25 protein-coding genes are annotated in these 24,172 nt (G+C 53.7%); 6 read left to right on the top strand and 19 right to left on the bottom strand.

Annotation, left to right across the window (positions count from 1 at the left end; all coding sequences use genetic code 11):
- The first annotated feature begins 1 nt into the window (after position 1).
- A complete protein-coding gene (locus DS739_RS05085) occupies positions 2 to 667 on the top strand; it encodes an ankyrin repeat domain-containing protein (RefSeq protein WP_035351775.1) in 666 nt (221 codons plus the stop codon).
- Positions 668 to 728: 61 nt separating this feature from the next.
- Here the strand turns inward: DS739_RS05085 and DS739_RS05080 are convergent, their stop codons facing one another.
- The 3 genes from DS739_RS05080 to DS739_RS05070 form a co-directional block, all read right to left on the bottom strand.
- The gene (locus DS739_RS05080; protein WP_006116023.1) at positions 729 to 1,832 is read right to left on the bottom strand and encodes a site-specific DNA-methyltransferase; all 1,104 of its coding nucleotides are present in this window, start codon (positions 1,830 to 1,832) and stop codon (positions 729 to 731) included.
- Positions 1,829 to 2,476: a ribonuclease HII gene (locus DS739_RS05075; protein WP_006116024.1), complete on the bottom strand. Its 648-nt coding sequence runs from the start codon at positions 2,474 to 2,476 to the stop codon at positions 1,829 to 1,831. Before DS739_RS05075 ends, DS739_RS05080 begins: the two co-directional genes overlap by 4 nt.
- A gap of 110 nt (positions 2,477 to 2,586) precedes the next feature.
- Positions 2,587 to 2,892: a CsbD family protein gene (locus tag DS739_RS05070; RefSeq protein ID WP_035351587.1), complete on the bottom strand. Its 306-nt coding sequence runs from the start codon at positions 2,890 to 2,892 to the stop codon at positions 2,587 to 2,589.
- 112 nt (positions 2,893 to 3,004) lie between these two features.
- Between DS739_RS05070 and DS739_RS05065 the strand changes: the two genes are divergently transcribed.
- The 5 genes from DS739_RS05065 (at position 3,005) to DS739_RS05045 (ending at position 13,866) form a co-directional block, all read left to right on the top strand.
- A complete protein-coding gene (locus DS739_RS05065) occupies positions 3,005 to 4,399 on the top strand; it encodes an MFS transporter (protein ID WP_006116026.1) in 1,395 nt (464 codons plus the stop codon).
- A 173-nt stretch (positions 4,400 to 4,572) separates the two neighbouring features.
- Positions 4,573 to 5,808 (top strand): efflux RND transporter periplasmic adaptor subunit, encoded by a 1,236-nt coding sequence (locus tag DS739_RS05060; protein ID WP_006116027.1) that lies wholly within the window; start codon positions 4,573 to 4,575, stop codon positions 5,806 to 5,808.
- On the top strand, positions 5,805 to 8,996 hold the full coding sequence (locus DS739_RS05055; RefSeq protein ID WP_006116028.1) for an efflux RND transporter permease subunit: 3,192 nt from the start codon (positions 5,805 to 5,807) through the stop codon (positions 8,994 to 8,996). The genes DS739_RS05060 and DS739_RS05055 overlap by 4 nt, the downstream gene beginning before the upstream one ends.
- On the top strand, positions 8,993 to 12,301 hold the full coding sequence (locus DS739_RS05050; protein ID WP_006116029.1) for an efflux RND transporter permease subunit: 3,309 nt from the start codon (positions 8,993 to 8,995) through the stop codon (positions 12,299 to 12,301). The genes DS739_RS05055 and DS739_RS05050 overlap by 4 nt, the downstream gene beginning before the upstream one ends.
- Positions 12,301 to 13,866, top strand: coding sequence for an efflux transporter outer membrane subunit (locus tag DS739_RS05045; RefSeq protein WP_006116030.1), 1,566 nt, complete (start codon positions 12,301 to 12,303; stop codon positions 13,864 to 13,866). The genes DS739_RS05050 and DS739_RS05045 overlap by 1 nt, the downstream gene beginning before the upstream one ends.
- Before the next feature lie 88 nt (positions 13,867 to 13,954).
- Here the strand turns inward: DS739_RS05045 and DS739_RS05040 are convergent, their stop codons facing one another.
- The 16 genes from DS739_RS05040 to rplF form a co-directional block, all read right to left on the bottom strand.
- On the bottom strand, positions 13,955 to 14,131 hold the full coding sequence (locus tag DS739_RS05040; RefSeq protein WP_006116031.1) for a DUF1328 domain-containing protein: 177 nt from the start codon (positions 14,129 to 14,131) through the stop codon (positions 13,955 to 13,957).
- 58 nt (positions 14,132 to 14,189) lie between these two features.
- Entirely contained in the window at positions 14,190 to 14,423 is a 234-nt protein-coding gene (locus DS739_RS05035; RefSeq protein WP_035351594.1) for a hypothetical protein, read from the bottom strand.
- 82 nt (positions 14,424 to 14,505) lie between these two features.
- Positions 14,506 to 15,324 carry an ABC transporter ATP-binding protein gene (locus tag DS739_RS05030; RefSeq protein WP_006116033.1) on the bottom strand — a complete coding sequence of 273 codons (819 nt, stop codon included), beginning with the start codon at positions 15,322 to 15,324 and terminating at the stop codon, positions 14,506 to 14,508.
- Complete coding sequence (locus DS739_RS05025; RefSeq protein WP_035351599.1) at positions 15,312 to 16,076, bottom strand: ABC transporter permease; 765 nt, start codon at positions 16,074 to 16,076, stop codon at positions 15,312 to 15,314. The genes DS739_RS05030 and DS739_RS05025 overlap by 13 nt, the downstream gene beginning before the upstream one ends.
- On the bottom strand, positions 16,073 to 17,134 hold the full coding sequence (locus tag DS739_RS05020) for an ABC transporter substrate-binding protein (protein ID WP_050793131.1): 1,062 nt from the start codon (positions 17,132 to 17,134) through the stop codon (positions 16,073 to 16,075). Before DS739_RS05020 ends, DS739_RS05025 begins: the two co-directional genes overlap by 4 nt.
- Before the next feature lie 175 nt (positions 17,135 to 17,309).
- Complete coding sequence (rplQ, locus tag DS739_RS05015; protein WP_006116036.1) at positions 17,310 to 17,735, bottom strand: 50S ribosomal protein L17; 426 nt, start codon at positions 17,733 to 17,735, stop codon at positions 17,310 to 17,312.
- 34 nt (positions 17,736 to 17,769) lie between these two features.
- Positions 17,770 to 18,789: a DNA-directed RNA polymerase subunit alpha gene (locus DS739_RS05010; RefSeq protein WP_003622752.1), complete on the bottom strand. Its 1,020-nt coding sequence runs from the start codon at positions 18,787 to 18,789 to the stop codon at positions 17,770 to 17,772.
- Between the two features lie 109 nt (positions 18,790 to 18,898).
- Positions 18,899 to 19,291 (bottom strand): 30S ribosomal protein S11, encoded by a 393-nt coding sequence (gene rpsK / locus DS739_RS05005; protein WP_003622750.1) that lies wholly within the window; start codon positions 19,289 to 19,291, stop codon positions 18,899 to 18,901.
- A 66-nt stretch (positions 19,292 to 19,357) separates the two neighbouring features.
- Positions 19,358 to 19,735, bottom strand: a complete 378-nt coding sequence (rpsM, locus tag DS739_RS05000) for a 30S ribosomal protein S13 (RefSeq protein ID WP_006116037.1) — start codon at positions 19,733 to 19,735, stop codon at positions 19,358 to 19,360.
- Between the two features lie 113 nt (positions 19,736 to 19,848).
- Complete coding sequence (locus DS739_RS04995; protein ID WP_006116038.1) at positions 19,849 to 20,517, bottom strand: adenylate kinase; 669 nt, start codon at positions 20,515 to 20,517, stop codon at positions 19,849 to 19,851.
- Entirely contained in the window at positions 20,514 to 21,872 is a 1,359-nt protein-coding gene (gene secY, locus DS739_RS04990) for a preprotein translocase subunit SecY (RefSeq protein WP_006116039.1), read from the bottom strand. The genes DS739_RS04995 and secY overlap by 4 nt, the downstream gene beginning before the upstream one ends.
- A 135-nt stretch (positions 21,873 to 22,007) precedes the next feature.
- On the bottom strand, positions 22,008 to 22,496 hold the full coding sequence (rplO, locus tag DS739_RS04985) for a 50S ribosomal protein L15 (protein ID WP_006116040.1): 489 nt from the start codon (positions 22,494 to 22,496) through the stop codon (positions 22,008 to 22,010).
- 1 nt (position 22,497) lies between these two features.
- Complete coding sequence (gene rpmD, locus DS739_RS04980) at positions 22,498 to 22,683, bottom strand: 50S ribosomal protein L30 (protein ID WP_003622738.1); 186 nt, start codon at positions 22,681 to 22,683, stop codon at positions 22,498 to 22,500.
- Entirely contained in the window at positions 22,676 to 23,251 is a 576-nt protein-coding gene (rpsE, locus tag DS739_RS04975; RefSeq protein ID WP_006116042.1) for a 30S ribosomal protein S5, read from the bottom strand. The genes rpmD and rpsE overlap by 8 nt, the downstream gene beginning before the upstream one ends.
- Positions 23,252 to 23,266: 15 nt before the next feature.
- Positions 23,267 to 23,629: a 50S ribosomal protein L18 gene (gene rplR / locus DS739_RS04970; RefSeq protein WP_006116043.1), complete on the bottom strand. Its 363-nt coding sequence runs from the start codon at positions 23,627 to 23,629 to the stop codon at positions 23,267 to 23,269.
- Positions 23,629 to 24,162 carry a 50S ribosomal protein L6 gene (gene rplF, locus DS739_RS04965; RefSeq protein WP_003622732.1) on the bottom strand — a complete coding sequence of 178 codons (534 nt, stop codon included), beginning with the start codon at positions 24,160 to 24,162 and terminating at the stop codon, positions 23,629 to 23,631. The genes rplR and rplF overlap by 1 nt, the downstream gene beginning before the upstream one ends.
- Positions 24,163 to 24,172: the final 10 nt, after the last annotated feature.

Genomic DNA, 24,172 nt, shown 5'->3' with positions numbered 1-24,172 from the left:
GGTGCGGTCTCTCCACTTTCACACCATTATGCGGTGTGATAGCATGACGCATACGTGTAATGATGGACAGACAATGACCCGTTTCTGCCGCCTTGCTTCTTCTGCCGTGCTTATGGGCAGTTTTGCCTGCTTTGCCACCACTCCTGTCTGGGCGCAGGCACAAGGGGGCGATGAAGCTGCTGCTGCTGAAGACGCCAAAAAGGCGGAAGCCGCGCAGGCTGCCAAACAGGCTGCCCCGCCCACCAATATTCCCGGTGCATCAGGCTTGGATGAAGATGACGGGGATAAATCCAATAAGGATGTGGAACCCACAGCCGCCCTGTTTGATGCCATTAACCGTGGCAGCATTTCTGCTGCAAAAGATGCCATTAACCGTGGGGCGGATCTGAACGGGCATAATATTCTGGGTCAGACACCTCTGGATATGTCTATCGACCTCAACCGTAACCCCATTACCTTCCTTCTGTTGTCCCTCCGCACTCCGGCAGATAACCCGCGTTCTTACGGTGGCAGCATGGATGGTGGTTCGGAACCTGTTGTTTCTGGCGGCATCAACAATGCCCGTTATGAGCAGGACGAACAGAAGCAAATACAAGAACGGCGGTACGATAGCACAGGCGGCACCGCACAACCTTCTGTGGGCTTTTTGGGCTTTGGCGGCAGCTAAAACGCTGCCTTTTTATATTCTGTTTTTAAAGTATTTTCTTACACCTTAGAAAACAGCGCAGTTATGCCTGCGCTGTTTTCTGGAGTGTTTCCTGCCGCAGCACATCAAGCTGCAACAATTCCCCTGCCCGTTCAAAATACCAGAATGTCCAGCCATTGCAGGAAGGAGCATTTGTAAGCTGCGCACCCAACTTGTGGATAGAACCGCGCTTGGTGCCATTTACCAACGTACCATCAGGCGAAACAGTCGCATGTACACGGCGTTTTTTGTCACACACTACCGTACCAGCAGCAATAACCCCTTGCTCCACCAATGAGCCGAAAGGAATACGCGGGGCTTCACGCTTATCCTGAGTGGTCTGCACGGCATCGGCTTCCAGCGGCGTTTCAGCGGCCACACGCGCCATGGCAGCTTCTACATAATCCGGGTGGCGTTCAATACCGATGAAATGCCGCCGCAAACGGCGCGCCATAGCAGCCGTGGTGCCTGTGCCGGAGAATGGGTCTAGAATAACATCATTTACCGTGGTGGAAGCCAGCAGCACGCGGTGCAGCAGGCTTTCTGGTTTTTGGGTCGGATGTAGCTTCAACCCGTGTTCATTCCGCAGGCGCTCATTGCCTGTGCACAGGGGCAGATACCAGTCTGAGCGCATCTGCACATCATCATTCAGCGCCTTCATGGCCTGGTAGTTAAAGCGGTACCGGCTATCCTGCCCACGTGCGGCCCAGATAAGGGTTTCATGTGCATTGGTAAAACGCCGACCACGGAAATTGGGCATGGGGTTGGATTTACGCCACACAATGTCATTGAGAATCCAGAAGCCCAGATCCTGCAAAATGGCGCCAATGCGATAGATGTTATGATAGGAGCCAATCACCCAAATTGTGCCATCCTTATGCAGCACACGGCGGGCCTCTGCCAACCATGCACGGGTGAAGCGGTCATATTCTTCCAGATCAGAGAATTTGTCCCAGTCATCATCCACACCATCCACCAGCGTATCATCTGGGCGGCGCAGCTCCCCACGCAACTGGAGGTTGTATGGTGGATCTGCAAACACACAATCCACAGAACCAGAAGGCAGGGAACGCATGGTTTCCACGCATTCACCACGGAGGATCTGATCAATAGGGAGTTCCATGGATGCTGATTTTGCGCCGCTCATACCTGCTTCTCCGCCGAATAATGTTCTTCTAGCTGCCGGCGCACTGTGCCGAACGTTTTTCTATGGTGCGGTGTAATGCCCACGCTGATCAGCGCCTTGCGATGAACAGCCGTGCCGTAGCCCGCGTTTTTCTCCCAGCCGTAATCAGGCCAGCGCGCATCCAGCCGAGCCATAGCGCGGTCTCGCACCACTTTGGCCACAATAGATGCCGCAGCAATAGACAGGCTTACCCTGTCTCCGCCCACAATAGCCTGTGCAGCGCAGCCAAAATCCGGCAGCTTGTTGCCATCCACCAGCACGTGGTCTGGCAGGCGCGGCAGGCGGCCTACCGCCCTTTGCATGGCCAGATGGGCTGCATGGTGGATGTTCAGCTTATCGATTTCCGCAGTGGAAGCTGCCCCAATGCCGATTTCAATACCCGGCACTTGCGGCAGACGTTCCGCTATGGCTTCGCGCACAGCTGGTTTTAATTTTTTGGAATCATCAATAACGGCGGCAAGATCAGCAGGTACACCAGCACCAAACACCACGGCGGCAGCAACCACGGGGCCTGCCAGCGGGCCACGGCCCACTTCATCCACCCCGGCCACTCGGCCACCCAGCTGCTGTTCCCGCGTAAAGTCCGGCATTGCTTCTCTTTCCATCCATTTGATGCGACTCGGCTAAATTAACCGAGTCGCATCAACTGCGACTCCGCAGGGAAGGAGAAGCATTTTTTTACCTAGGAGCGCAAGAGTCCCGGTAAACTAATTTTTCAAGAACGCTTGCGACGGGGGAAGATCAGCCAGCCCAGAACAAGGCCAATAGCGGATACAATACCCAATGAAAGCAGGGGCTTATCCCGCACAAAGGTTGCTGCCTTTTCCAGCACGCCTTCACCTTCTTCGTACAGATCTGCAAAATCCTGCTGCATGTGGCCAGCAAACTGATCGAACTTACCTTCGGCCTGCATGCCAATATTACCTGTCAAACCGCCGATGGCATCTTTAACATGGCCTTTGGCATCTGTTGCTGCGCCTTCAACCTTGCTTTCAACATTCTTGATTTTATCTTCAGCCATGACTTTTTCCTTAAACTTTGAGTGCAATCCCACCCGCCTGCTTGCCGTAACAAAACAGTGCTTGCAGGATCATAGGTTGCATCAGACCGCAAAAACACGTTTCTGACTAGGCATGCCACGCCCGACCAAAGCGCAGTTCACCGCCCTGATCGTTGCCTCCATGATGTTTATGGAACAGCTTGATGGCACCATTCTGGCAACAGCTCTGCCTTCTATTGCTAACAGTTTACACGTTGATACAGTTGCAACCTCTGTTGCACTCACATCCTATATTATTGGGTTAGCTATTTTCATACCGGCTTCTGGTGCGTTGGCAGACAGGCTGGGCAGCCGTTCTGTGCTAATGGTGGCCATTTGCATTTTTGTCACCAGCTCTCTGTTTTGCGCTCAAGCAAACTCCCTTCCCTTTCTGGCCTGCATGCGCACGCTGCAAGGTATTGGCGGCGCCCTTATGGTGCCCATAGGGCGGCTTGTGATTATCCGCAGCACACCGCGTGATCAGCTTGTGCGCACCATGACGTGGATGATGTTGCCCGCAACGCTTGGCCCTTTGCTTGGCCCGGTGGTTGGTGGATTTATCACCACATGGTTTTCATGGCGGTGGAATTTTTACCTCAACATTCCTATCGGGCTGATCGGGCTAGGGCTTACATGGCGCTTTATTCCACAAATTCGCGAGCCCTCACCTGCGCCGTTTGATTTAAAGGGCATGGTGCTGGCCGGGGGTGGGCTGGCGCTGCTTTCTGTTTTTGCAGAACTGTTCAGCCACGCAGAAGGTTCAATAACTTTGCGCGTGGTTATGCTAGGCGCAGGCAGCCTTCTGATGGCCCTTTACTGCATCCATGCCTTCCGCATTCCCGCGCCATTGCTAGATTTCCGGCTTATGCGCATTCCCACATTTCGGATTTCTGTTTTAGCGGGCGCGGCCTCACGCGTGGCTGTGGGCTCGCTGCCCTTTCTCATGCCATCCTTTCTGCAAATCGGCATGGGGCTCAACGCTGCCCAAAGCGGGCTGGTCACATTTACAGCCCCCATTGGGGCGTTAATAACGCGGCCCTTTGTACCCGCCATTTTGCGGCGCTGGGGCTTTCGGAAGGTGCTAATGTTCAATGGCATTTCCGCTGCTGTCGTTTTTACACTGGTAGCGAGCTTTCGGCTACCGCATGCCTTGTGGCTTTTTTCGCTTATTTTAGCATGTGCCGGAGCTGCGCAAGCTATCCAGTTTTCCGCTTACAACACCATTGCCTATGCTGATGTGCCAGCAAGTAACATGAGCGCTGCAACCAGCCTGTATTCCACCATGCAGCAGATCATGCTTTCTGCTGGCATATGTATTGCTGCGGGCACACTTACCGTGCTGGGGCAAATATATGGCCACACAACACCCACTTTGGGCGATTTTTCCGCAGGTTTTCTGGCAACTGGGGCTGTATCTCTTCTGGCTGTGCCATTTGCGGCAAGCCTTGCACCTTCTGCCGGGGCCTCCATGAGCGGAAACAAACGTTAAAAAACGTAACAAGCCCTTCCCATATCCATGTGGTACGTTTTACGGTGAAAGCAGAACTTCCTGCTTTCCGGCTCCCATCACTTCTCTCAGATGGATTATAAAACCTTATTCTGGCCTTTATTTTCCTGTCTGAACCAATATTCCTTATTTTTAGGTAATACGCAGCGCGCCACATGGATGAACATCAGCCAGCCTCTCCCGTTTCTCCGTCTTCACCATCTCCGCGCCCTCCCCGTAAAAAACGGATGTTACTTGCAGGCATAGCTCTGGCAGGTGCATGCGTGCTGGCCTTTGCCTTCCTGCGCCCGCATGGAGACACCAGCAGCGGAACGCATAAAAAGGGCAAACACCACACGGCTGATACATCTCAGGCGCAGCCCGTTGCCGTACAAACGGTACATAGTGGCTCCATGCCCGTGGTGTTTACCGAGCTGGGAACGGTTATCCCCATTACCAACGTGACCGTGCAAACCCGCGTGGAAGGCTACCTGATGAACGTGCTGTTTACGGAAGGGCAGCACGTACATAAAGGTGATCTGCTGGCGCTGATAGACACCCGCCCTTATGAGGTGTTGCTAGCCCAATATGAAGGCCAGCTTGCCGCAGATAAAGCCCAGCTTGCACAGGCACGCGTAGATAGCGCGCGTTACCAGCGCCTGATCCGACAGGACAGTATTGATGCTAAAACGGCCAAGGATCAGCAGTTTATCGTGCAGCAACTGGAAGGCACGGTAAAATCCGATCAGGCTTTGGTGGATAACCAGAAGCTCCAGATCACTTACTGCCATATTATTGCACCTGTAGATGGCCGTATTGGCATACGTGCTGTGGATAAGGGTAATTACGTTACGGCGGGTCAATCTGGCGGGTTGGCTATTCTAACGCAGATGCAGCCTATCTCTGTTATCTTCACACTCCCGCAGGATCAGCTTCCTGAAGTAGCGGAAGAGCTACGCACTCAAAAATCCCTTTCCGTAGAGGCATGGAACAGTTCCAATACGCAAAAAATTGCGGATGGCACCGTTAGCACGTTGGATAGTGAAATAGATACCTCCACCGGCACTGTGCGCCTGCGTGCCATCTTCCCCAACACGGATGAGCATCTATTCCCCAACCAGTTTGTAAATGCCCGCCTGTTGGTTAAAACACTTAACAATGTGCTGCTACTGCCCACAACAGCAGTGCAAACTGGCCCCAATGGCCTATTTGTTTACGTTGTAAAGGCCGATAACACCGTTGAAGTACGGCCCGTTACCACTGGCACATCAGATGGCACCAACATTGTTGTTCCCTCTGGTCTGAAGGATGGTGACAGAGTGGTAACAGATGGCACAGACCATCTGCGTGCCGGCATTAAAGTCACCATTCCTGCACAAACCACTCCAGCATCGGATTCCGCGGCAAAGTGAACCCCTCAGCCCTTTTTATTCGCAGGCCGGTTGCCACTACTCTGCTTATGCTGGCCATTTTTATGGCTGGCCTGCTGGGCTACCATTTTCTGCCCGTTTCCGCCCTGCCGCAGGTAGATTATCCAACCATTACGGTTGAAACATTCTACCCCGGCGCTGGGCCCGATGTCATGTCCACCTCTGTAACTGCCCCGCTGGAAACCCAGTTTGGCCAGATGCCGGGGCTGGACCAGATGACATCACGCTCATCTGGTGGGGCATCGGTTATTACCCTGCGTTTTGCGCTGGATACTTCCATAGATGTGGCGGAGCAGGAAGTTCAGGCTGCCATTAACCAGGCCAACTCCCTGCTGCCAACAGATCTGCCAGCCCCTCCGGTTTACGCCAAGGTAAACCCGGCGGATACACCTGTGCTAACACTGGGCATTACATCTTCCACCATTCCGCTGCCAGAAGTGGAAGACTACGTGGATACGCGCCTGGCGCAAAAAATCAGCCAGATTTCCGGCGTGGGGCTGGTAACGCTTTCTGGTGGCAACCGCAAAGCAATTCGGGTGCGGGTTAACATTCCCAAGCTTACATCCTACGGTATGGATCTGGACACGTTGCGCACCACCATTGGCAACGTGAACGTAAACTCCCCTACCGGTACGTTTGATGGCCCGCAAAAGGCCGCCACGTTGCAGGTGGATGGGCAGATTACCAGTGCGGATGTGCTGCTTAATCAGGTTATCGCCTATCAGAACAACGGCCCTATCCGCCTGCGTGATGTCGCAACGGTAGTTGTCGGTGCGGAAAACACGCAGCTTGCGGCGTGGTCCAACCTTACGCCCGCGCTGATCATGAACGTGCAGCGCCAGCCCGGCGCCAACGTAATTTCCGTGGTGGACAACGTAAAAGCCACCCTGCCTGCCCTGCGGGAAACGCTGCCTCCGGGTATTGATATTACCCCGCTAACAGACCGCACCACCACCATTCGTGCCTCTGTTTCCGATGTACAGGGCGAACTGTTTTTATCCCTCGCGCTGGTTGTAGCGGTTATTTTTGTATTCCTGCGCAATATCCCTGCCACCATTATTCCCAGCCTGTCTGTGCCGCTTTCCATTATCGGCACGCTGGCAGTGATGTATCTGCTGGATTTCTCGCTGGATAACCTTTCGCTTATGGCGCTTACCATCGCCACCGGCTTTGTGGTGGATGATGCCATTGTCATGATCGAGAACATCTCCCGCTACGTGGAAGCGGGAGAAGACCGTATGACAGCCGCCCTGAAAGGGGCCGGGGAAATTGGCTTTACCATTATCTCGCTCACCATCTCGCTGATTGCGGTGCTCATTCCACTGCTGTTTATGGGCGATGTTGTGGGCCGCCTGTTCCATGAATTTGCGCTTACACTGGCCGTTACCATCATTCTGTCTGCTGTGGTTTCGCTTACACTGGTGCCGATGATGTGTGCGCGTATTCTTTCTGAACGTGTGCATGATGCCAGTTCTGCCACAACAGCATTCCAGCGCTGGTCTGCCCGGATGGAAGACTACACGGAAAAGCTGATTGCCGGATATGACCGCATACTGGATGTGGTGCTGGCCCACCGCGTGCTAACCTTGTGCGTGGCCGTAGGTACACTGCTGCTTACAGGTGTACTGGCGTGGGTTATTCCCAAAGGGTTCTTTCCCGCGCAGGATACGGGGGTGATTCAGGGTATTTCTGTTGCCTCACAAACCATCTCGTTTGAGAGCATGAAAGAGCATCAGCAAGAACTTGCCAAAGTGCTGCTGAAAGACCCGGATGTGGTCTCGCTTTCTTCCTTTATCGGGGTGGATGGGCAGAACGCCACGCTTAATCAGGGCCGGTTTCTTATCAACCTGAAACCGCATGATGACCGCACAAGCACAGCGGCGCAAATTGCCCGGCGGCTGGCCGATGAAACCTCACAGGTAGCCGGTATCAAGCTGTATATGCAGCCTATTCAGGATCTTTCTCTGGATACAACAGTTACGGCTACGCAATACCAGTTCCTACTTGAAAACCCAGAATACAGTGCCTTTGAGACATGGGTGCCAAAGCTGCTGGATCGCCTGAAGCAGGAACCTGCGCTTTCTGATGTCACATCGGATTTGCAGGCATCTGGGCTGGTGGCAAAGGTTACGCTGGATAGAGCCACCGGGGCACGTTATTCCATCACGCCGCAAACCGTTGATAACGTGTTGTATGACAGCTTTGGTCAGCGGCAGATTTCTACCATCTATACGCAGTCCAACCAGTATCGCGTTATTCTGGAAGCAGACCCCAAGTTCCAGACCAACCTTTCCTCACTCTCCCAACTTTATCTGCCGGGTATCAGCGGCAATTCGGGGGAAAGTGTTTCTGGCCCTACGCGTTCACCCACTTCCGGCATGGTGCCGCTAGATGCCGTTACCACCGTTACGCAGGAAACAGCGCCCCTGCTTCTCACACATTTTGGGCAGTTCCCCGCCACCACCATTTCCTTTAATCTGAGCGATGGCTATGCGCTGGGGGATGCCACGGCCGCCATCCGCAAGGTGGAAAAAGAAATTGGGCTGCCTTCCACCTTCCAGACATCATTCCAAGGCACGGCAGCCGCGTTTGAAGGCTCACTCAGCAATGAGTTGTTCCTTGTAGCTGCGGCGTTGATTGCCGTGTACATCGTGCTGGGCATTCTTTACGAAAGCTTTGTGCATCCGGTTACCATTCTCTCCACCCTGCCTTCCGCCGCCATTGGAGCGCTGTTAACGCTGATGATTGCGGGCGTGGATCTGGATATTATGGGCATTATCGGCATTGTGCTGCTGATTGGCATTGTTAAGAAAAACGCCATCATGATGATCGACTTCGCACTGGAAGCCGAACGCGTGCATGGCATGGACTCCCTTCAATCCATCCGCACTGCCGCCACACTGCGTTTTCGCCCTATTTTAATGACAACCCTTGCCGCCATGTTGGGTGCTGTGCCCATGGTCATCTCTCATGGCACGGGGTCCGAGCTGCGTTACCCTCTGGGGCTGAGCATTATTGGCGGGCTGGCACTTTCCCAATTGCTTACGCTGTTTACAACGCCGGTTGTTTATCTGGCGCTGGATACGCTGGCCCACAAGTTCAACGCCATGCGGCACCAGCACAGCCAGCCTTCTGCCCCACCTCCGGCTGATGGACATTCCACACCATGAGCATAAGCCGGCTGTTTATTGACCGGCCCGTGGCCACCATTCTGCTTACGGTGGCCATGTTGCTGGGGGGCATTTTAGGCTACCGCACCCTACCGGTATCTGACCTGCCGAATGTGGATTTTCCGGTGATTATGGTGCAGGCCACGCAGGCTGGCGGCAGCCCGGAAGAAATTGCCAGTTCTGTAGCAGCCCCGCTGGAGCGGCATTTGGGGCAGATTGCGGATGTGACGGAAATGACGTCACAATCCTCGCAAAACACCACGCGCATCATGCTGCAATTCTCGCTCTCGCGCGATATCAACGGCGCTGCGCGAGATGTGGAAGCCGCTCTTCAGGCAGCCCATGCGGATATGCCGTCCTCCCTGCGGCAAAACCCGACGTACCGCAAAGCCAACCCTAACGGCGCACCTATTCTGATTTTAACCCTGACATCAGACACCCATACGCGCCCACAACTTTATGATTACGCCACCAATGTACTGGTGCAGCATCTTTCATCTGTAGAAGGTGTTGGTCAGGTAGAAATCAGCGGGAGTGCGCTGCCAGCTATCCGTGCAGAAATAAACCCTCTGCCGCTTTACCGCTACGGCATCAGCTTTGAAGACGTGCGCGCAGCCTTGGCCTCGGCCAATGCCCATACCCCCAAAGGTATTATTGACCAAGGCGGCATGCGCTTTACCCTGGATACGAATGATCAGGTAAGCAAAGCGCAGGATTATCGGGATCTGATTATCGCATGGCGCAATAATCGGCCCGTGCGGCTGGCGGATATTGCCCAAGTGCGTGATAGCGTGGAAGACCTGCGCAACGCCGGATATTACAATGGCCAGCCCTCGGTTATTGCCATCGTGTTCCCGCAGGCTGGGGCCAACGTGATCCATACGGTGGATCAGATCAACGCTAAGCTACCCATGCTCAAGGCCGCTCTGCCCGGCGGGGTGGATTTGCATATTGGGCTGGATCGTTCCCTTACCATCCGCGCCTCTCTGGCCGATACACAGCTTACACTGGTTATTTCTGTGGTGCTGGTTGTGCTAATGGTGCTGCTGTTTCTGCACTCTGTTAGAATGACGCTTATTCCCGCCATTGTGGTGCCAGCTTCTATTGTGGCCACATTTGGGGTGATGGCGCTGCTTGGCTATTCGCTGGACAATATGTCCCTTATGGCGCTTACGGTTTCCACCGGCTTTGTGGTGGATGATGCCATTGTGGTGGTGGAAAATATTGCCCGCTACATAGAACAGGGCCTTCCCCCGCGAGAAGCCGCCATAAAAGGTAGCGGCGAGGTAGCTTTTACCGTTTTCTCCATTTCCATTTCGCTGATTGCGGTTTTTCTGCCCATTTTGCTCATGGGTGGCCTTGCGGGCCGGTTGTTCCATGAATTCGCCATGACGGTCAGCATCACCATCATTATTTCCATGGTGCTATCTCTCACGCTTACCCCCATGATGGCTGCTTACCTGTTGGCCCCACGTGCGCCCGCGCTTGAAACGCAGGAACACGCACCGTTTTCTGCCCGTGTAGCGGCACGTATTACCCGTGCGCTAGATAAACTTCAGGCTGGATATGCGTATTCACTCGATGTTGCGCTGCGGCATAGCAAGCTGGTGTTGCTGAGCCTGCCCTTTACGCTGGCGCTGATTGTCGCGCTGTTTATTCTCATGCCCAAGGGCTTCTTCCCGGTAGAAGATACGGGCCTGTTGATGGGACATTTGCAGGGAGATCAGTCTATCTCGTTTGGCGCACTCAGCAAAAAACTGGCTGATGTGCAAAAGGCTATTCTGGCGGAATCAGAAGTTAAAAGTGTCTCCTCCTTTATTGGTGGCCGCGGCTCTTCCAACCAAGCCAATCTGTTCTTGCAGTTGCAGGACAAAAGCGAGCGTTCGGATACCCCCACAGACCTTATCAACCGTATCAGCACACGCCTGAGCAAACTGGTGGGGGCTGATTTCTTTCTGATGGAACCCGGCGCCGTACGTGCGGGCGCCCGGCAGAGCAACGCCTCCTACCAGTACACATTGGAAGGTGAAAACGCATCTGAGCTTTATACATGGACAGACAAGCTCCAAAGTGAATTACGCCGCCACCCACAGTTGACCGATCTTTCATCCGACGTGCAGCAGGGTGGTTCCGCCATGAGCGTGGATATAGACCGTGATACCTCCGCACGTGTCAGCATCACGCCGCAGTTGCTTTCCAACACACTGTACGATGCCTTCGGGCAACGCGCGGCCTCTGTCATCTACAACAGGCTCAATCAGTATCGCGTGGTGATGGAAGCTGACCCGGTGCTGTGGTCCAACCCCCACAGCCTGATGCAGGTGTGGGTCAGTGTGGCCGGTGGCACAGCGGGTGGTGGCACACAATCCAACACCATACGTGTGCGCAACACCAGTGGGCTGGATGAGGCCGGAAGCAGTTCAGCATCTTCCCTAAGTTCGGAATCCTTCAAAAACCAGATTGCCAACGCACTGGCGGGAGGCGCCGGGGCTTCCAACGGGTCTGCTGTCAGCACATCGTCAGAAAGCATGGTGCCGCTTACGCTGGTTTCTCAGATTGTGCAGACACGTACACCCCTTTCGGTCAACCATCAGGGTATGGCTGTGGCTTCCACTATCTCCTTCAATCTGGCCAAGGGTGTTTCGCTTAGTACGGCAACGCAGATTATCAACACCGCACAGGTTACGCTGCATATGCCATCCACCATCCACGGTAGTTTTGCGGGAAATGCCGCACAGTTCCAGAAAGCCGTGAATGATGAACCCCTGCTGATACTGGCCGCCTTGGCTGCCGTGTATATTGTTCTGGGTATTCTGTACGAAAGCTATCTGCACCCGCTCACCATTCTTTCCACTCTTCCTTCTGCTGGTGTGGGAGCACTGTTGGCGCTGCAACTGGCTGGGGAAGAATTCTCGCTTATCGCCATGATCGGGGTGATTCTGCTGATTGGCATTGTAAAGAAAAACGCCATCATGTTGGTGGATTTTGCCCTTGTGGCAGAGCGTGAACATGGCATGTCTTCGCTTGAGGCCATCCGTACAGCCTGCTTGCTCCGCTTCCGCCCTATTATCATGACATCCGCTGCCGCAGCGCTGGGGGCGGCCCCGCTAATGATCACCAATGGCTATGGGGCAGAACTACGCCACCCGTTGGGCATTGCCATTGTGGGCGGGTTGCTCGTCAGTCAGGCTCTTACACTTTACACCACCCCTGTTATTTATCTTACGCTTGATACGTGGCGGCTGCGTGTTCAGAAAATACGCCTGCGCTCTTTCTTTTCTCGCACCTCCCGGCAGGATAGCTGATGGTTTCGCCTTCTTTTTCCAGCATGATGCTCAAACACAAAAAACTGTCCCGCCGCGCTGCCAGCCTTATGGCACCACTGGCGCTTATGGGCTGCATGGTTGGCCCCAATTATAAACGCCCTTCGGCCATTATCTCTCCGCAGTTCAAGGAGTTACGGCCTGCGGCTGGGTGGAACTATGCACAGCCCAGCTTGGCGGCCATTCCCAAAGGCGCATGGTGGACGCTTTATAATGACCCGCTGCTGAACCAGCTTGAATCTCAGGTGGAAATTAACAACCAGAACGTCGCACAGTATGAGGCCAGATACCGCAATGCCCGCGCCGCCATTAACGCCATACGAGCAGAGCTGTATCCTACATTAAGCGGTGCCCTCTCCTTCAACCGGCAGAGTTCTGGCCGTGGCTCGCGCTCATCAGGCACGATTATTAACTACGGAGATACAACGTCCTCCATTGCCTCCAACACCACAGAAAATACCTATGCAATGGGTGCTTCCGCCTCGTGGGATCTGGATTTGTGGGGCAATATCCGCCGTCAGATTCAGGCTCAGGTAACAGAGGCTCAGGCTTCTGCGGCTGATCTGGCCAATGCCAAACTCTCCTATCAGGCGCAGTTGGCAACAGCTTATTTTAACCTGCGGTATCAGGATAGCTTGCACGATCTGCTACAAAAGAACGTAGATTTTTACGAACGCTCCTACCAGATTACCAAAAACCAGTATGATGCAGGCACGGCTGACCCCACCACACTGATGCAGGCCAAAACCCAGCTTGAGCAAACACGCGCCCAAGCCACCGCAACAGATGCCGCCCGCGCAGGGTACGAACATGCCATTGCCATTCTGATGGGCAAATCTCCGGCGGATCTTTCCATTCCCCACGGTGCGCTTACGCGGGATATTCCGGCCATTCCTGTTGCCGTGCCCTCAGAGCTTTTGCAGCGCCGCCCAGATGTTTCTGCCGCAGAACGCAGGATGGAGGAATATAACGCCCAGATTGGCGCAGCACTTGCTGCATTTTACCCGGACGTAAAATTAACAGCCAGCTACTCCTACAGTGGTGACCCGGTGGGAGCACTAGTGCAGGTAGCCAACCGTATCTGGGCGCTAGGTGCTTCCGCTACGGAAACCCTCTTTGAGGGGGGCGCACGTACCGCCGCTGTGCGTGAAGCCAACACCAATTATAATTACTACGTAGCCGCCTACCGCCAGACCGTGCTGACAGCCCTGCAACAAGTAGAAGATCAGCTTGCCAACCTGCGCGTACTAGCAGACCAGGCAGACCAGCAGGCTGTTGCTGTAGAAGCCGCCAACAAGGCTGTGCAGATTTCCTTCAACCAGTACATGGCTGGCACCCAGATTTACACCACGGTTATTACGGCGGAAGTAACAGCTCTTTCCAACGCGGAAACTGCACTGCAAATTCAGCAAAGCCGTATTCTGGATTCCGTCACGCTTATTGAAGCTCTTGGTGGTGGGTGGGATGCATCCTCGCTGCCTAGCAAGGATTCCATGCAAACAGACAACCCGCTTCTGCCATCCTTTATCCAAAAGGATAAAAACTAGGGCGGCCTGCTTTTTAGCTGCACAAACAAAAAAACCCCAGGCCTTTTCAGACCGGGGGTTTTTTCATGCTCTGGTTATTCAGAAGCGGTTATTTTGTAATGGCACGCCCAGCCAACAGGGCCACCACCAGAAAAACAACGAACAGAATAATTGCGATAAAGAACAGGATTTTTGCCATTCCCGCGGCTGCGGAGGAAATGCCACCAAAACCGAATAGTCCCGCAATAAGGGAAATAACTAGAAAAAACAGTGCCAGCTTCAGCATGTAATCATCTCCTTCACACCTTCAGGCAGAGTTTTCTGACTGAAAATCTATCAAAATTTTAACGTCGCCGCCGGAGCAGGCCACCAACAATAAAGCTGAAAATTCCCACAACAGGCAGAATCAGGAAGGGCTGGTCAATCACCACATCCCGAACAGCTTCCGTTGCAGCACAACGCTTGGCCGGGTTCATTTCATCATAACTGGGGAGCTGGCTGAACAAGCCTTCCGCACCATCCTGAACACGGCCAATACCTTCTTCCAGCGCGTAATCCTTTGTGTTGTCATCGCTCATGCGATGTCTCCCCATTTTGTTGCATGTGAACGCACGACACCCCAGAAAGGATGCGTGTGACTTTTATTTATATGCTTTTCAACTAAATTTCAGCAGAACGCCAGTACGGAGCACCACCGGGGTCTTTTTCCCCCGCAATCATGGCGCGCAAACGGGCCGCATAGGTTCTAAACACCGTGCTTTCGGGGTTTCTTTCATCCATCGTAATGGCAATTTCACCCGTAATACCTGCTGGTGGGCCGCCCGCAAGCACCACTACACGGGTAGCAAGGCGCAAGGCTTCCTCAATATCATGCGTTACAAACAGCACGGTTTTATGCGTTTGTTGCCAGATACGTTGAAGCTCCTCTTGCAAGCTGCTGCGTGTAATAGGGTCTAGGGCACCAAAAGGCTCATCCATCAGCAGCAGATCAGGGTTGACTGTAAAAGCACGCGCAACCCCTACACGCTGCCGCTGCCCACCAGACATACGGCGGGGCCACCTATCTGCTGCTTCCTCCAGCCCTACCAGTTTAAGCGCATCCATGGCGCGTGTGTGCTTTTCCTCACGCGTTAGGCCCAAGCCTTCCAGCCCGAATTCAACATTTTTCAGCACAGAACGCCACGGCATCAGCCGCGCATCCTGAAAGACCAAGGCCCGCCTACGCCGTTTGGTGCCTGTTTCCTCTGCATCTGTTATGCAGGCCGAACCACCCACTGTGCCTTCCGTAGGCTGCATGAGCCCCATAAACACGCGCAGAAGCGTGGATTTCCCCACACCAGATGGGCCTAAAAGCGCAACAAATTCACCCTGCTCCAATGTGAGGCTCACATTGCGCAACACAAAATTAGCTCCGCCATCGTGCGAGAGGCCGACATTATCCAAGCTGGCAACGCTGTGTTTGTCGCTCATGGTTGCCACCTCAGCACGCGTTTTCTTACAAACCCGAACAGAAAATCAGTTACCGCATAAAGCAAAGCCATGGTGAGCATATAAACAACCACAACATCGGTTGCCAACAAGCTGGATGCCTGCATCATACGCGCACCAATACCGGGAACGCCAAACAGTTCCGCCGCCACAACAGACATCCAGCCCTGCCCCAAACCTGTGCGCAAGCCAGACATAAGACCGGGAGAAGCCGCAGGCAGCACCACCTTGAACAAACGCCCCAAAAAGCTGCCATGCCCAAAAGCGGCTGCCAGTTCATACAGTTCTGGGTCCACTCCGCGCACGGCACTGTGGGCCGCGTAAAAGTTGATCCAGAAAACTGAAATGGCAATCACAAAGGTGGCGCCCGATGTGTTCAGGCCAAACCACAAAATGGCAAAAGGCACCCACGCCAAGCCCGGCACAGGCCGCAGCAGCCGGACAATACCTTCCAGCAAGCCATCCACAACAGCCGCCATGCCGCACAGAATGCCTAAACCAGCACCCAGCACGGAACCAATAAGCAAGCCCAACAGATAATGGTGCAGACTGTCTAAAATGGCCTGCTGCCAAAAGCCCCCGCGCACTTCATCCAGCCAGGCTGGCCCTAGTGAACTGGGAGCAGGCACCATACCAGAAGGCAGCAATCCTGTTCGGACTGCTGCCTCCCACCCTCCAAAAAAGACGATAAGCCCGATAAGACCTAACGCCCATTTTGTTGAAAACGAAACTTTATCCCTCACTGCTGGCTCTGCTTCCACATCTCCAGATCAAACAGGCTATCCACTGGCTCGGCCTTACGCAAAAGCCCCTGTTCAACCTCAAAATCCTGTAACTGCCGCACGCCTTCTACAATACGTGCAGGATCACTCACAAAATGCTGAGCAGAACGCGCAAGGGCTTTTTGCAACACTTCTTCCTTCAGCATACCGCCACCCAGTGCTGTGCGCACGAAAGGAGCTGCTTCATCCGGATGCTGAGACACCAAGGTGTTGGCTTTAACAAACAGGCCTGTAAGCGTTTTTGCCCATGGCACTTCTGTTGGCTTTACAATAGCCAGAACAGAACCCGGCTGATCGGGCAGCATATCATGCCCCGTGGCCAGAATTCTGGCTTCCGGCACACGCATTTTTGCAACTGTTAAAGAAGGTTCGCGCAATACGGCGGCATCTACCGCACCAGCCAGAAAAGCCTGCTGTGCGGCATCAATATCCACACCGGCAATATTGATAACAGAGGCAGGCTGCGCAATATTAAGGCGTTTTTGCAGCCAGTAACGGAGCATGATATCCGGCACGGAACCGGCTGGCTGTGCGGCAACACGCGGCAAATGCCCCTGTTCCTGCTTGAACTTGGCAAAGCCATCCTTAATGACCTGAGCAGACAGACCACCTTCCTGCCCTTCTGGCACGATCTGAGCCAACGGGCCACGGGCCACCAGCTCCAGTTCCTCCACCGAACCAGAAGCCACAACCTTAACATCCACACCATGCGCACGTGCCTGCAACAACGGCAACACACCTGCCACGTAGGCATCAATACGCCCAGATACCAAAGCCTGAATAGCCTGAGGGCCAGAACCAAAGCGCACAAGTTGCAGATCCAAACCAGCCTGCCTGGCCCAGCCTTCACCATCCAGAACAAACAGGGCGGATGAACCCAGAACAGGAATATACCCAATACGCACCGGGGTTCCGGCCCGTGCCTGCTGTGTCAGCCCTACAAAAAGCAGGCTGACGACCAGCATAATCCGCAGAAAAACTTGCCTCATAATGCCACCGTGTTTGTTTGCGCCATTCATTTTGCAATTACTAACGTGCCAGAAGGCTATATTGTCAATATACCATGTTGAAATGGTGTAAATTTTCCAGCCAATTTCACGATATAAAATCGCACCACTCATGCAATTATGAGAGCATAAAAAAAGGCCAGCCCATTTCTGAGCCAGCCTTTTTTCTAAAAACCAGATACGTGGCTTATGCAGCCAGATCCTGCTTTTCTTCTGCTTCCGGACGTGGGCCGCTGTCCTGCCCTTTGGCAGAAACATCGCGATCAACCAGTTCGATAACAGCCATAGGTGCGGCATCACCATAACGCACGCCAGCACGCAGAACGCGCGTGTAACCGCCGTTACGAGCCTTGTAGCGTTCTGCAATAGCAGCAAACAGCTTTTTCACGATCACATCATCACGCAGCATGGCAAAAGCCTGACGGCGCGCATGCAGATCGCCCCGCTTACCCAGCGTAATCAGCTTTTCAACAACCGGACGCAGTTCCTTAGCTTTAGGCAGCGTGGTGGTGATCTGTTCGTGTTTGATCAGTGCAACAGCCATATTGCGAAACATGGCTGCGCGGTGAGAAGAAGTAACGCCGAGCTTTCTGCCGGCAATCCCGTGACGCATAGTTCAGTTCCTACGTATCGTGTGAAAAGTCAGATCAAAACGGCTCATCAAGCCGCTTTGCCAGCTCTTCAATATTTTCCGGCGGCCAAGCCGGCACATTCATACCCAAGGACAGCCCCATAGAAGTGAGAACTTCCTTGATTTCGTTCAGGGATTTCCGGCCAAAGTTCGGAGTACGGAGCATTTCCTGCTCGCTCTTCTGCACCAGATCCCCAATGTAGATGATGTTGTCGTTCTTCAGGCAGTTTGCACTACGAACAGACAGTTCAAGTTCATCCACCTTACGCAGCAGATTACGGTTGAACGGCAGATCATCTTCAGGCTCTTCAGCCTGCACAGGGCGCGGCTCATCAAAGTTAATGAACAGCTGAAGCTGATCCTGCAGAATACGTGCAGCCAAAGCCACAGCATCTTCAGGTGTGACAGCACCATTGGTTTCAACCGTCAGCAGCAGCTTATCATAGTCTGTTACCTGCCCCACGCGGGTAGGCTCAACTTTATAAGACACGCGCTTTACGGGGGAATAAATTGCATCCACCGGAATCAGGCCAATTGGTGCATCTTCCGGGCGGTTAGCCGCGGCAGGCACATAGCCTTTACCCATGTTAACAATAAATTCCATGCCCAGCTTAACGCCATCATCCAGCGTGCAGATAACAAGATCGGGGTTCATGATCTCGATATCATGGCCGGTCTGGATCTGGCGGGCGCGCACTTCGCCGGGGCCCGTGGCCGTCAGCATCATACGCTTTGGCCCTTCGCCATGCATACGCAGTGCCAGCTGCTTGATGTTCAGCACGATGTCCGTGACATCTTCCCGAACGCCCGCAACAGACGAGAACTCATGCAGCACGCCGTCAATCTGCACAGCAGTAACAGCCGCACCCTGAAGCGAGGACAGCAGAACACGCCGCAGCGCATTCCCCAGTGTCATCCCGAACCCGCGTTCCAGAGGTTCTGCAACCACGGTTGCGATGCGTGCTGGCTCCACACCGGATTCGACCTCAAGCTTTTCAGGCTTGATCAGAGATTGCCAGTTTTTCTGAAGGACCAAGGTACCGGCCTTTCAATACGAAAAACCACTGCAATCGCAGCGATTTCTCTGAAGTGGACACAACAACCGGAAGACAGCTTAAATTGTAAGCTGCCTTCCTGCTCAGGACTTAGACGCGGCGACGCTTACGCGGGCGGCAACCATTATGCGGAACCGGCGTCATATCGCGGATGGAGGTGATGGTGAAACCAACAGCCTGCAAAGCACGCAGTGCGCTTTCACGCCCTGACCCAGGACCGGAAACTTCGATTTCCAGAGTTTCCATACCATGTTCGCGAGCCTTGCGACCTGCGTCTTCCGCCGCAACCTGCGCCGCATAAGGCGTAGATTTCCGAGACCCCTTAAAACCCTGCGCGCCAGCGGAAGACCAAGAAATGGCATTCCCCTGTGCATCAGAGATGGTGATCATGGTGTTGTTGAACGTGGAGAGCACATGCGCCACGCCAGAAATAATGTTCTTACGCTCTTTTTTGCGAATACGCGGAGTTGCGGCTTTCGCCATGTCTTTTCTACCTCAGTCCCTGCCCAGAGCCTGCCGCAGCAGGGTTAGACATCCTAACCAGTTGGATTAGCGCGTTGCTTTTTTCTTGCCTGCAATCGCCACAGCCTTGCCCTTGCGCGTGCGAGCATTGGTGTGTGTGCGCTGACCGTGCACAGGCAGACCGCGACGATGGCGCAGACCGCGGTAGCAGCCCAGATCCATCAGACGCTTGATGTTCATTGCGATTTCACGACGCAGATCGCCTTCAACGCGATACTTGCTGTCGATCAGTTCACGCACCTTCAGGATTTCGTCGTCGCTCAGCTCGTTTACCCGCTTTGCTTCTGGAATTTCCAGAGCCTTGCAGATTTCAGCAGCCTTAGTTGCGCCAATCCCGTAAATATACTGAAGCCCGATAACAACCCGTTTGTTGGTCGGGACATTCACGCCGGCAATACGTGCCACGCCTTATACTCCTGTTCGCCCGCCTTAACCACGAACGCTCATAGCCCTTGGGGCAGATTTCACTTGGTGGCCGCGAAATATACCGGCCACCGCCACAAGTCAACGAAAACGGATCACTTTTTCGTGATCAACCCCTCGCTGGCAAGCGCATCTTCGATTTCGCCTGTCACTTCAGGGGCCGACAGCATGCCGTTTATTTTGTGCAGCCGTCCGGTTTTTTCATAAAACGGCAGAATCGGTGCCGTCAGTTTCCGATACTCTTTCAGCCGTTCAACAACGGTTTCCCGCTTATCGTCCGCCCGGCGCTTGAACTCATGGCTACCGCAAGAATCACAGACCCCATCCACCTTGGGTGGGTTAGAGACCTCGTTGTACGTCTTGCCGCAGTTGCCACAAGTAAAGCGACCGGAAATCCGATCTGCCAGAATTTCTTCGTCCACATCCAGGAAGAGAACAGTATCAATTTTCTTCCCATCTGAAGAAAGCATGCCATCCAGCTCTTCAGCCTGTGCCAGCGTGCGCGGAAAACCATCCAGAATGAAACCATTCTGGCAATCTGCCTGCGCAATCCGGCTTTTCAGCATTGCAATAATCAACTCATCAGGAACCAGTTTCCCGGCATCCATAAGAGCTTTTGCCTGCTTTCCTGTTTCAGATCCCTTAGCCACTTCTGCGCGCAGCATATCGCCCGTAGAAATCTGAATCAGCCCATACCGCTCTTCAAGAAGTTTGGACTGTGTACCTTTTCCCGCGCCGGGAGGGCCCAGAAAAATAATATTCATCGTCTGATGATCCTCTGCTTCCTACCGCCGCGCGATTTACGCATAAGCCCCTGATATTGATGCGCCACCAAATGAGACTGAATTTGTGTGACCGTATCAATAGTTACAGACACAATAATAATCAGACTCGTTCCACCAAAATAGAACGGTACGTTGTAGTGACTGATCAGGATCTGAGGCAACAGACAGACTGCCACCATATACGCTGCACCGATCGTGGTCAGGCGGGTGAGAATTTTATCAAAATACGATGCTGTAGAAGCACCCGGGCGCACACCAGGGATAAAACCACCCTGCTTTCTCAAATTATCGGCTGTTTCCGTCGGATTGAAGGTAACGGCCGCATAAAAGTATGAGAAAAACACAATCATGACAGCATAAAACAGCATATACAGTGGCTGCCCCTGCCCAAGTTCCTGCCCCAGAAAGGAAAGCCAGCCCGGCAGTGATTTGCCATTCATAAAACCAGCAATCGTTACCGGAATCAGGAGCACTGAAGAGGCAAAAATCGGTGGAATAACGCCAGCCGTATTCACTTTCAGTGGCATATGGGTTGTGTCCCCCCCAAACATCCGCTGCCCCATCTGGCGCTTTGGATATTGGATAACAACCCGACGCTGCGCCTGTTCCATGAACACAATAAACATGATGGTAAGCGCTGCAAGAACCAAGAAAAGCAGCACAAAGAACGGCGAAAGCGCGCCCGTGTAACCAAGCTGGAAGAGGCTTGCCAATGCATGCGGCAGGTTTGCCACAATACCAGCAAAGATAATGAGCGAGATCCCATTACCCACACCACGCGCGGTAATTTGCTCACCCAGCCACATCAGAAACATGGTTCCGCCAACAAGCGTGGTTACGCATGAAAGCAAAAAGAACATACCGGGATGAACAACGGCAGCGCCTGCAGCGCTATGCACGTTCTCCAGCCCCACAGCTATCCCATACGCCTGAAACAGCGCAATAAGGACAGTCAGGTAACGTGTATACTGATTAAGCTTTTTACGCCCCTGTTCACCTTCCTTCTTGAGAGCCTCTAGAGAAGGCACAGCTGTAGACATAAGCTGCACAATAATAGACGCAGAGATATATGGCATGATGTTCAGCGCGAACACGGTCATACGCCCAAGCGCACCCCCCGTGAACATATTGAACATGCCCAGAATGCCACCCTGATGCTGCGCCAGAAGCTGCCCCATAACTGTGGCATCCACCCCCGGAACCGGGATGTATGTGCCCAAGCGGTAAACAATCAGCGCACCCAGTGTAAACCAGATTCGCTTTTTTAGTTCAGTCGCTTTGGCAAAAGAGCCTACATTAAAGTTGGCAGCCAGTTGTTCGGCCGCGGAAGCCATGCATCCGTCCTTTCATACAAACAGCGCCACCACGGCTGTGGAGACGCTGGCACAATCGCCTGAAAAATTCAGACAACATTCTGAGAAGGAACAAGAAAGGAGAACAGTGCGAACACTGCTCTCCTTTTTGCAACATCAGGAAGCGCTGGCTTCAGCAGCTTTAGGCTGCAGCAGCTTAACGCTACCTCCGGCTTTTTCTACTGCAGCAACAGCAGAAGCTGATGCACCAGAGACTTCAAACGTAACAGCTTTTGTCAGCTCACCTTCGGCCAGAATGCGCACGCCAGCATATTTGCCAGTGCCAACCAGACCAGCTTTTTTCAAAGCTTCTTCAGTAACAGGTGTGCCTGCTGCCAGTTTGCCATCAGCCAAGGCTTTTTCCACCGCACCAAGGTTTACAGGAGCATAAACCTTGCGGAAGATGTTTTTGAAGCCACGCTTAGGCAGACGACGATAGATAGGAAGCTGCCCACCTTCAAAGCCGTTCAGGGAAACCCCTTCACGTGCTTTCTGGCCTTTTACACCCCTACCAGACGTCTTACCCTTACCAGAACCAATACCGCGCCCAAGACGCTTTTTCCGGTAACGGGAACCTTCGTTATCACGAAGTTCGTTGAGCTTCATTTCAATCCTCCACCTTCACCAGGTGGGCCACTTTACGTACCATACCCCGGACAGACGGAGTATCTTCTAGAACGCGTTCACGGCCAATCTTGTTCAGACCCAGACCGATCAAAGTTGCCTGCTGTCCAGGCTTACGTCCGTTACCGGACGCAATCTGCACAACCTTAAAGGTTTTTTTATCAGACATCAGCGGCCTCCGCAGCAACAGCCTGTTCACGCTTACCGAAGATTTCAGCAACCTTCTTACCGCGACGGCTAGCTACAGAACGTGGGCTTGCACAACGTGCCAGCGCATCAAAAGTTGCCTTAACCATGTTGTGCGGGTTCCGGGTACCCAGAGACTTCGCAACCACATCGTTAATACCAAGGCTTTCGAATACAGCACGCATAGGACCACCAGCGATAATCCCCGTCCCTGCTTCGGCAGACCGCAGCACAACCTTACCGGCACCAAAGTGACCAGCAACATCATGATGCAGTGTACGGCCTTCCTTCATCGGGACACGGATCATGCCACGTTTGGCGCGTTCCGTAGCCTTACGAATTGCTTCAGGAACTTCACGCGCCTTACCTGCACCGTAGCCAACACGCCCCTTCTGGTCACCAACAACAACCAGAGCAGCGAAAGCAAACCGACGACCACCCTTAACCACTTTCGCAACGCGATTGATGGTTACCAGCTTATCGACCAGTTCATCCCCTTCGCGTTCACGCTCACGGCCGCCTCGACCGCCTTCTCTTGGTTCACGAGCCATTCCGTGATCCTTTCCTCAGAAGGAGAGACCGCCCTCACGGGCCGCCTCTGCCAGGGCCTTGACGCGCCCGTGATAAAGATAAGACCCCCTGTCGAACACGACCTGAGATACACCTGCAGCAACGGCGCGCTGTGCAACCAGCTTACCGACAGCGCCAGCGCCTTCCTGCGTGGAACCTTTTTTCAGATCCGTCTGCAGCTCCTTATCCAAGGAGGACGCTGAGGCCAAAGTACGGCCCTGCGCATCGTCGATCACCTGAGCATAAATGTTCTTGCCAGACCGGAAAACAGACAGACGCGGACGCCCACCTGCCTTGCGGCGCAGCTGAAAACGGAGACGCGCCCGACGGCGGTTCCGCAATTCCTGCTGAGTGCTCATTATTTCTTCTTGCCTTCCTTACGACGAATGGTTTCCGTTTCGTACCGAACACCTTTGCCCTTGTAAGGTTCAGGCTTACGGAAGCTGCGGATATCAAGAGCCACCTGACCCACCCGCTGCTTATCGATCCCCTCCACCACAATAGCCGTCGGACGCGGCGTAGAAATCTTGATGCCTGCAGGAATCGGATACACAACATCATGGGAGAACCCAAGGTTCATCACCAGATTAGAACCCTGCACAGCTGCACGGTAACCCGTGCCGTTAATTTCCAGAGCCTTGGAAAAACCTTCCGAAACCCCTTTAACAGCCGTTGCGATCAGAGCACGTGTTGTGCCCCACATCATACGAGCCTGAGCAGCAGTGCCCACTGGCTGCACAACAACCTTACCATCCTGCACATCAACGGAAACATGTGAAGAAAGCGGCAGAGCCAGCTCCCCCAATTTTCCTTTGGCCTTCAGAACACCATCTGCGATAGCGATGGTTACCCCTGCCGGCACTTCAACAGGATACTTGCCTACGCGTGACATTTACCCCTCC

The organism is Acetobacter sp. JWB (genome assembly GCF_003323795.1).
In the GTDB taxonomy this organism is placed as follows: Bacteria; Pseudomonadota; Alphaproteobacteria; order Acetobacterales; family Acetobacteraceae; genus Acetobacter; species Acetobacter oryzifermentans.
Note: the sequence above shows the minus strand (reverse complement) of the source record. Positions and strands in the feature narration are given on the sequence as shown.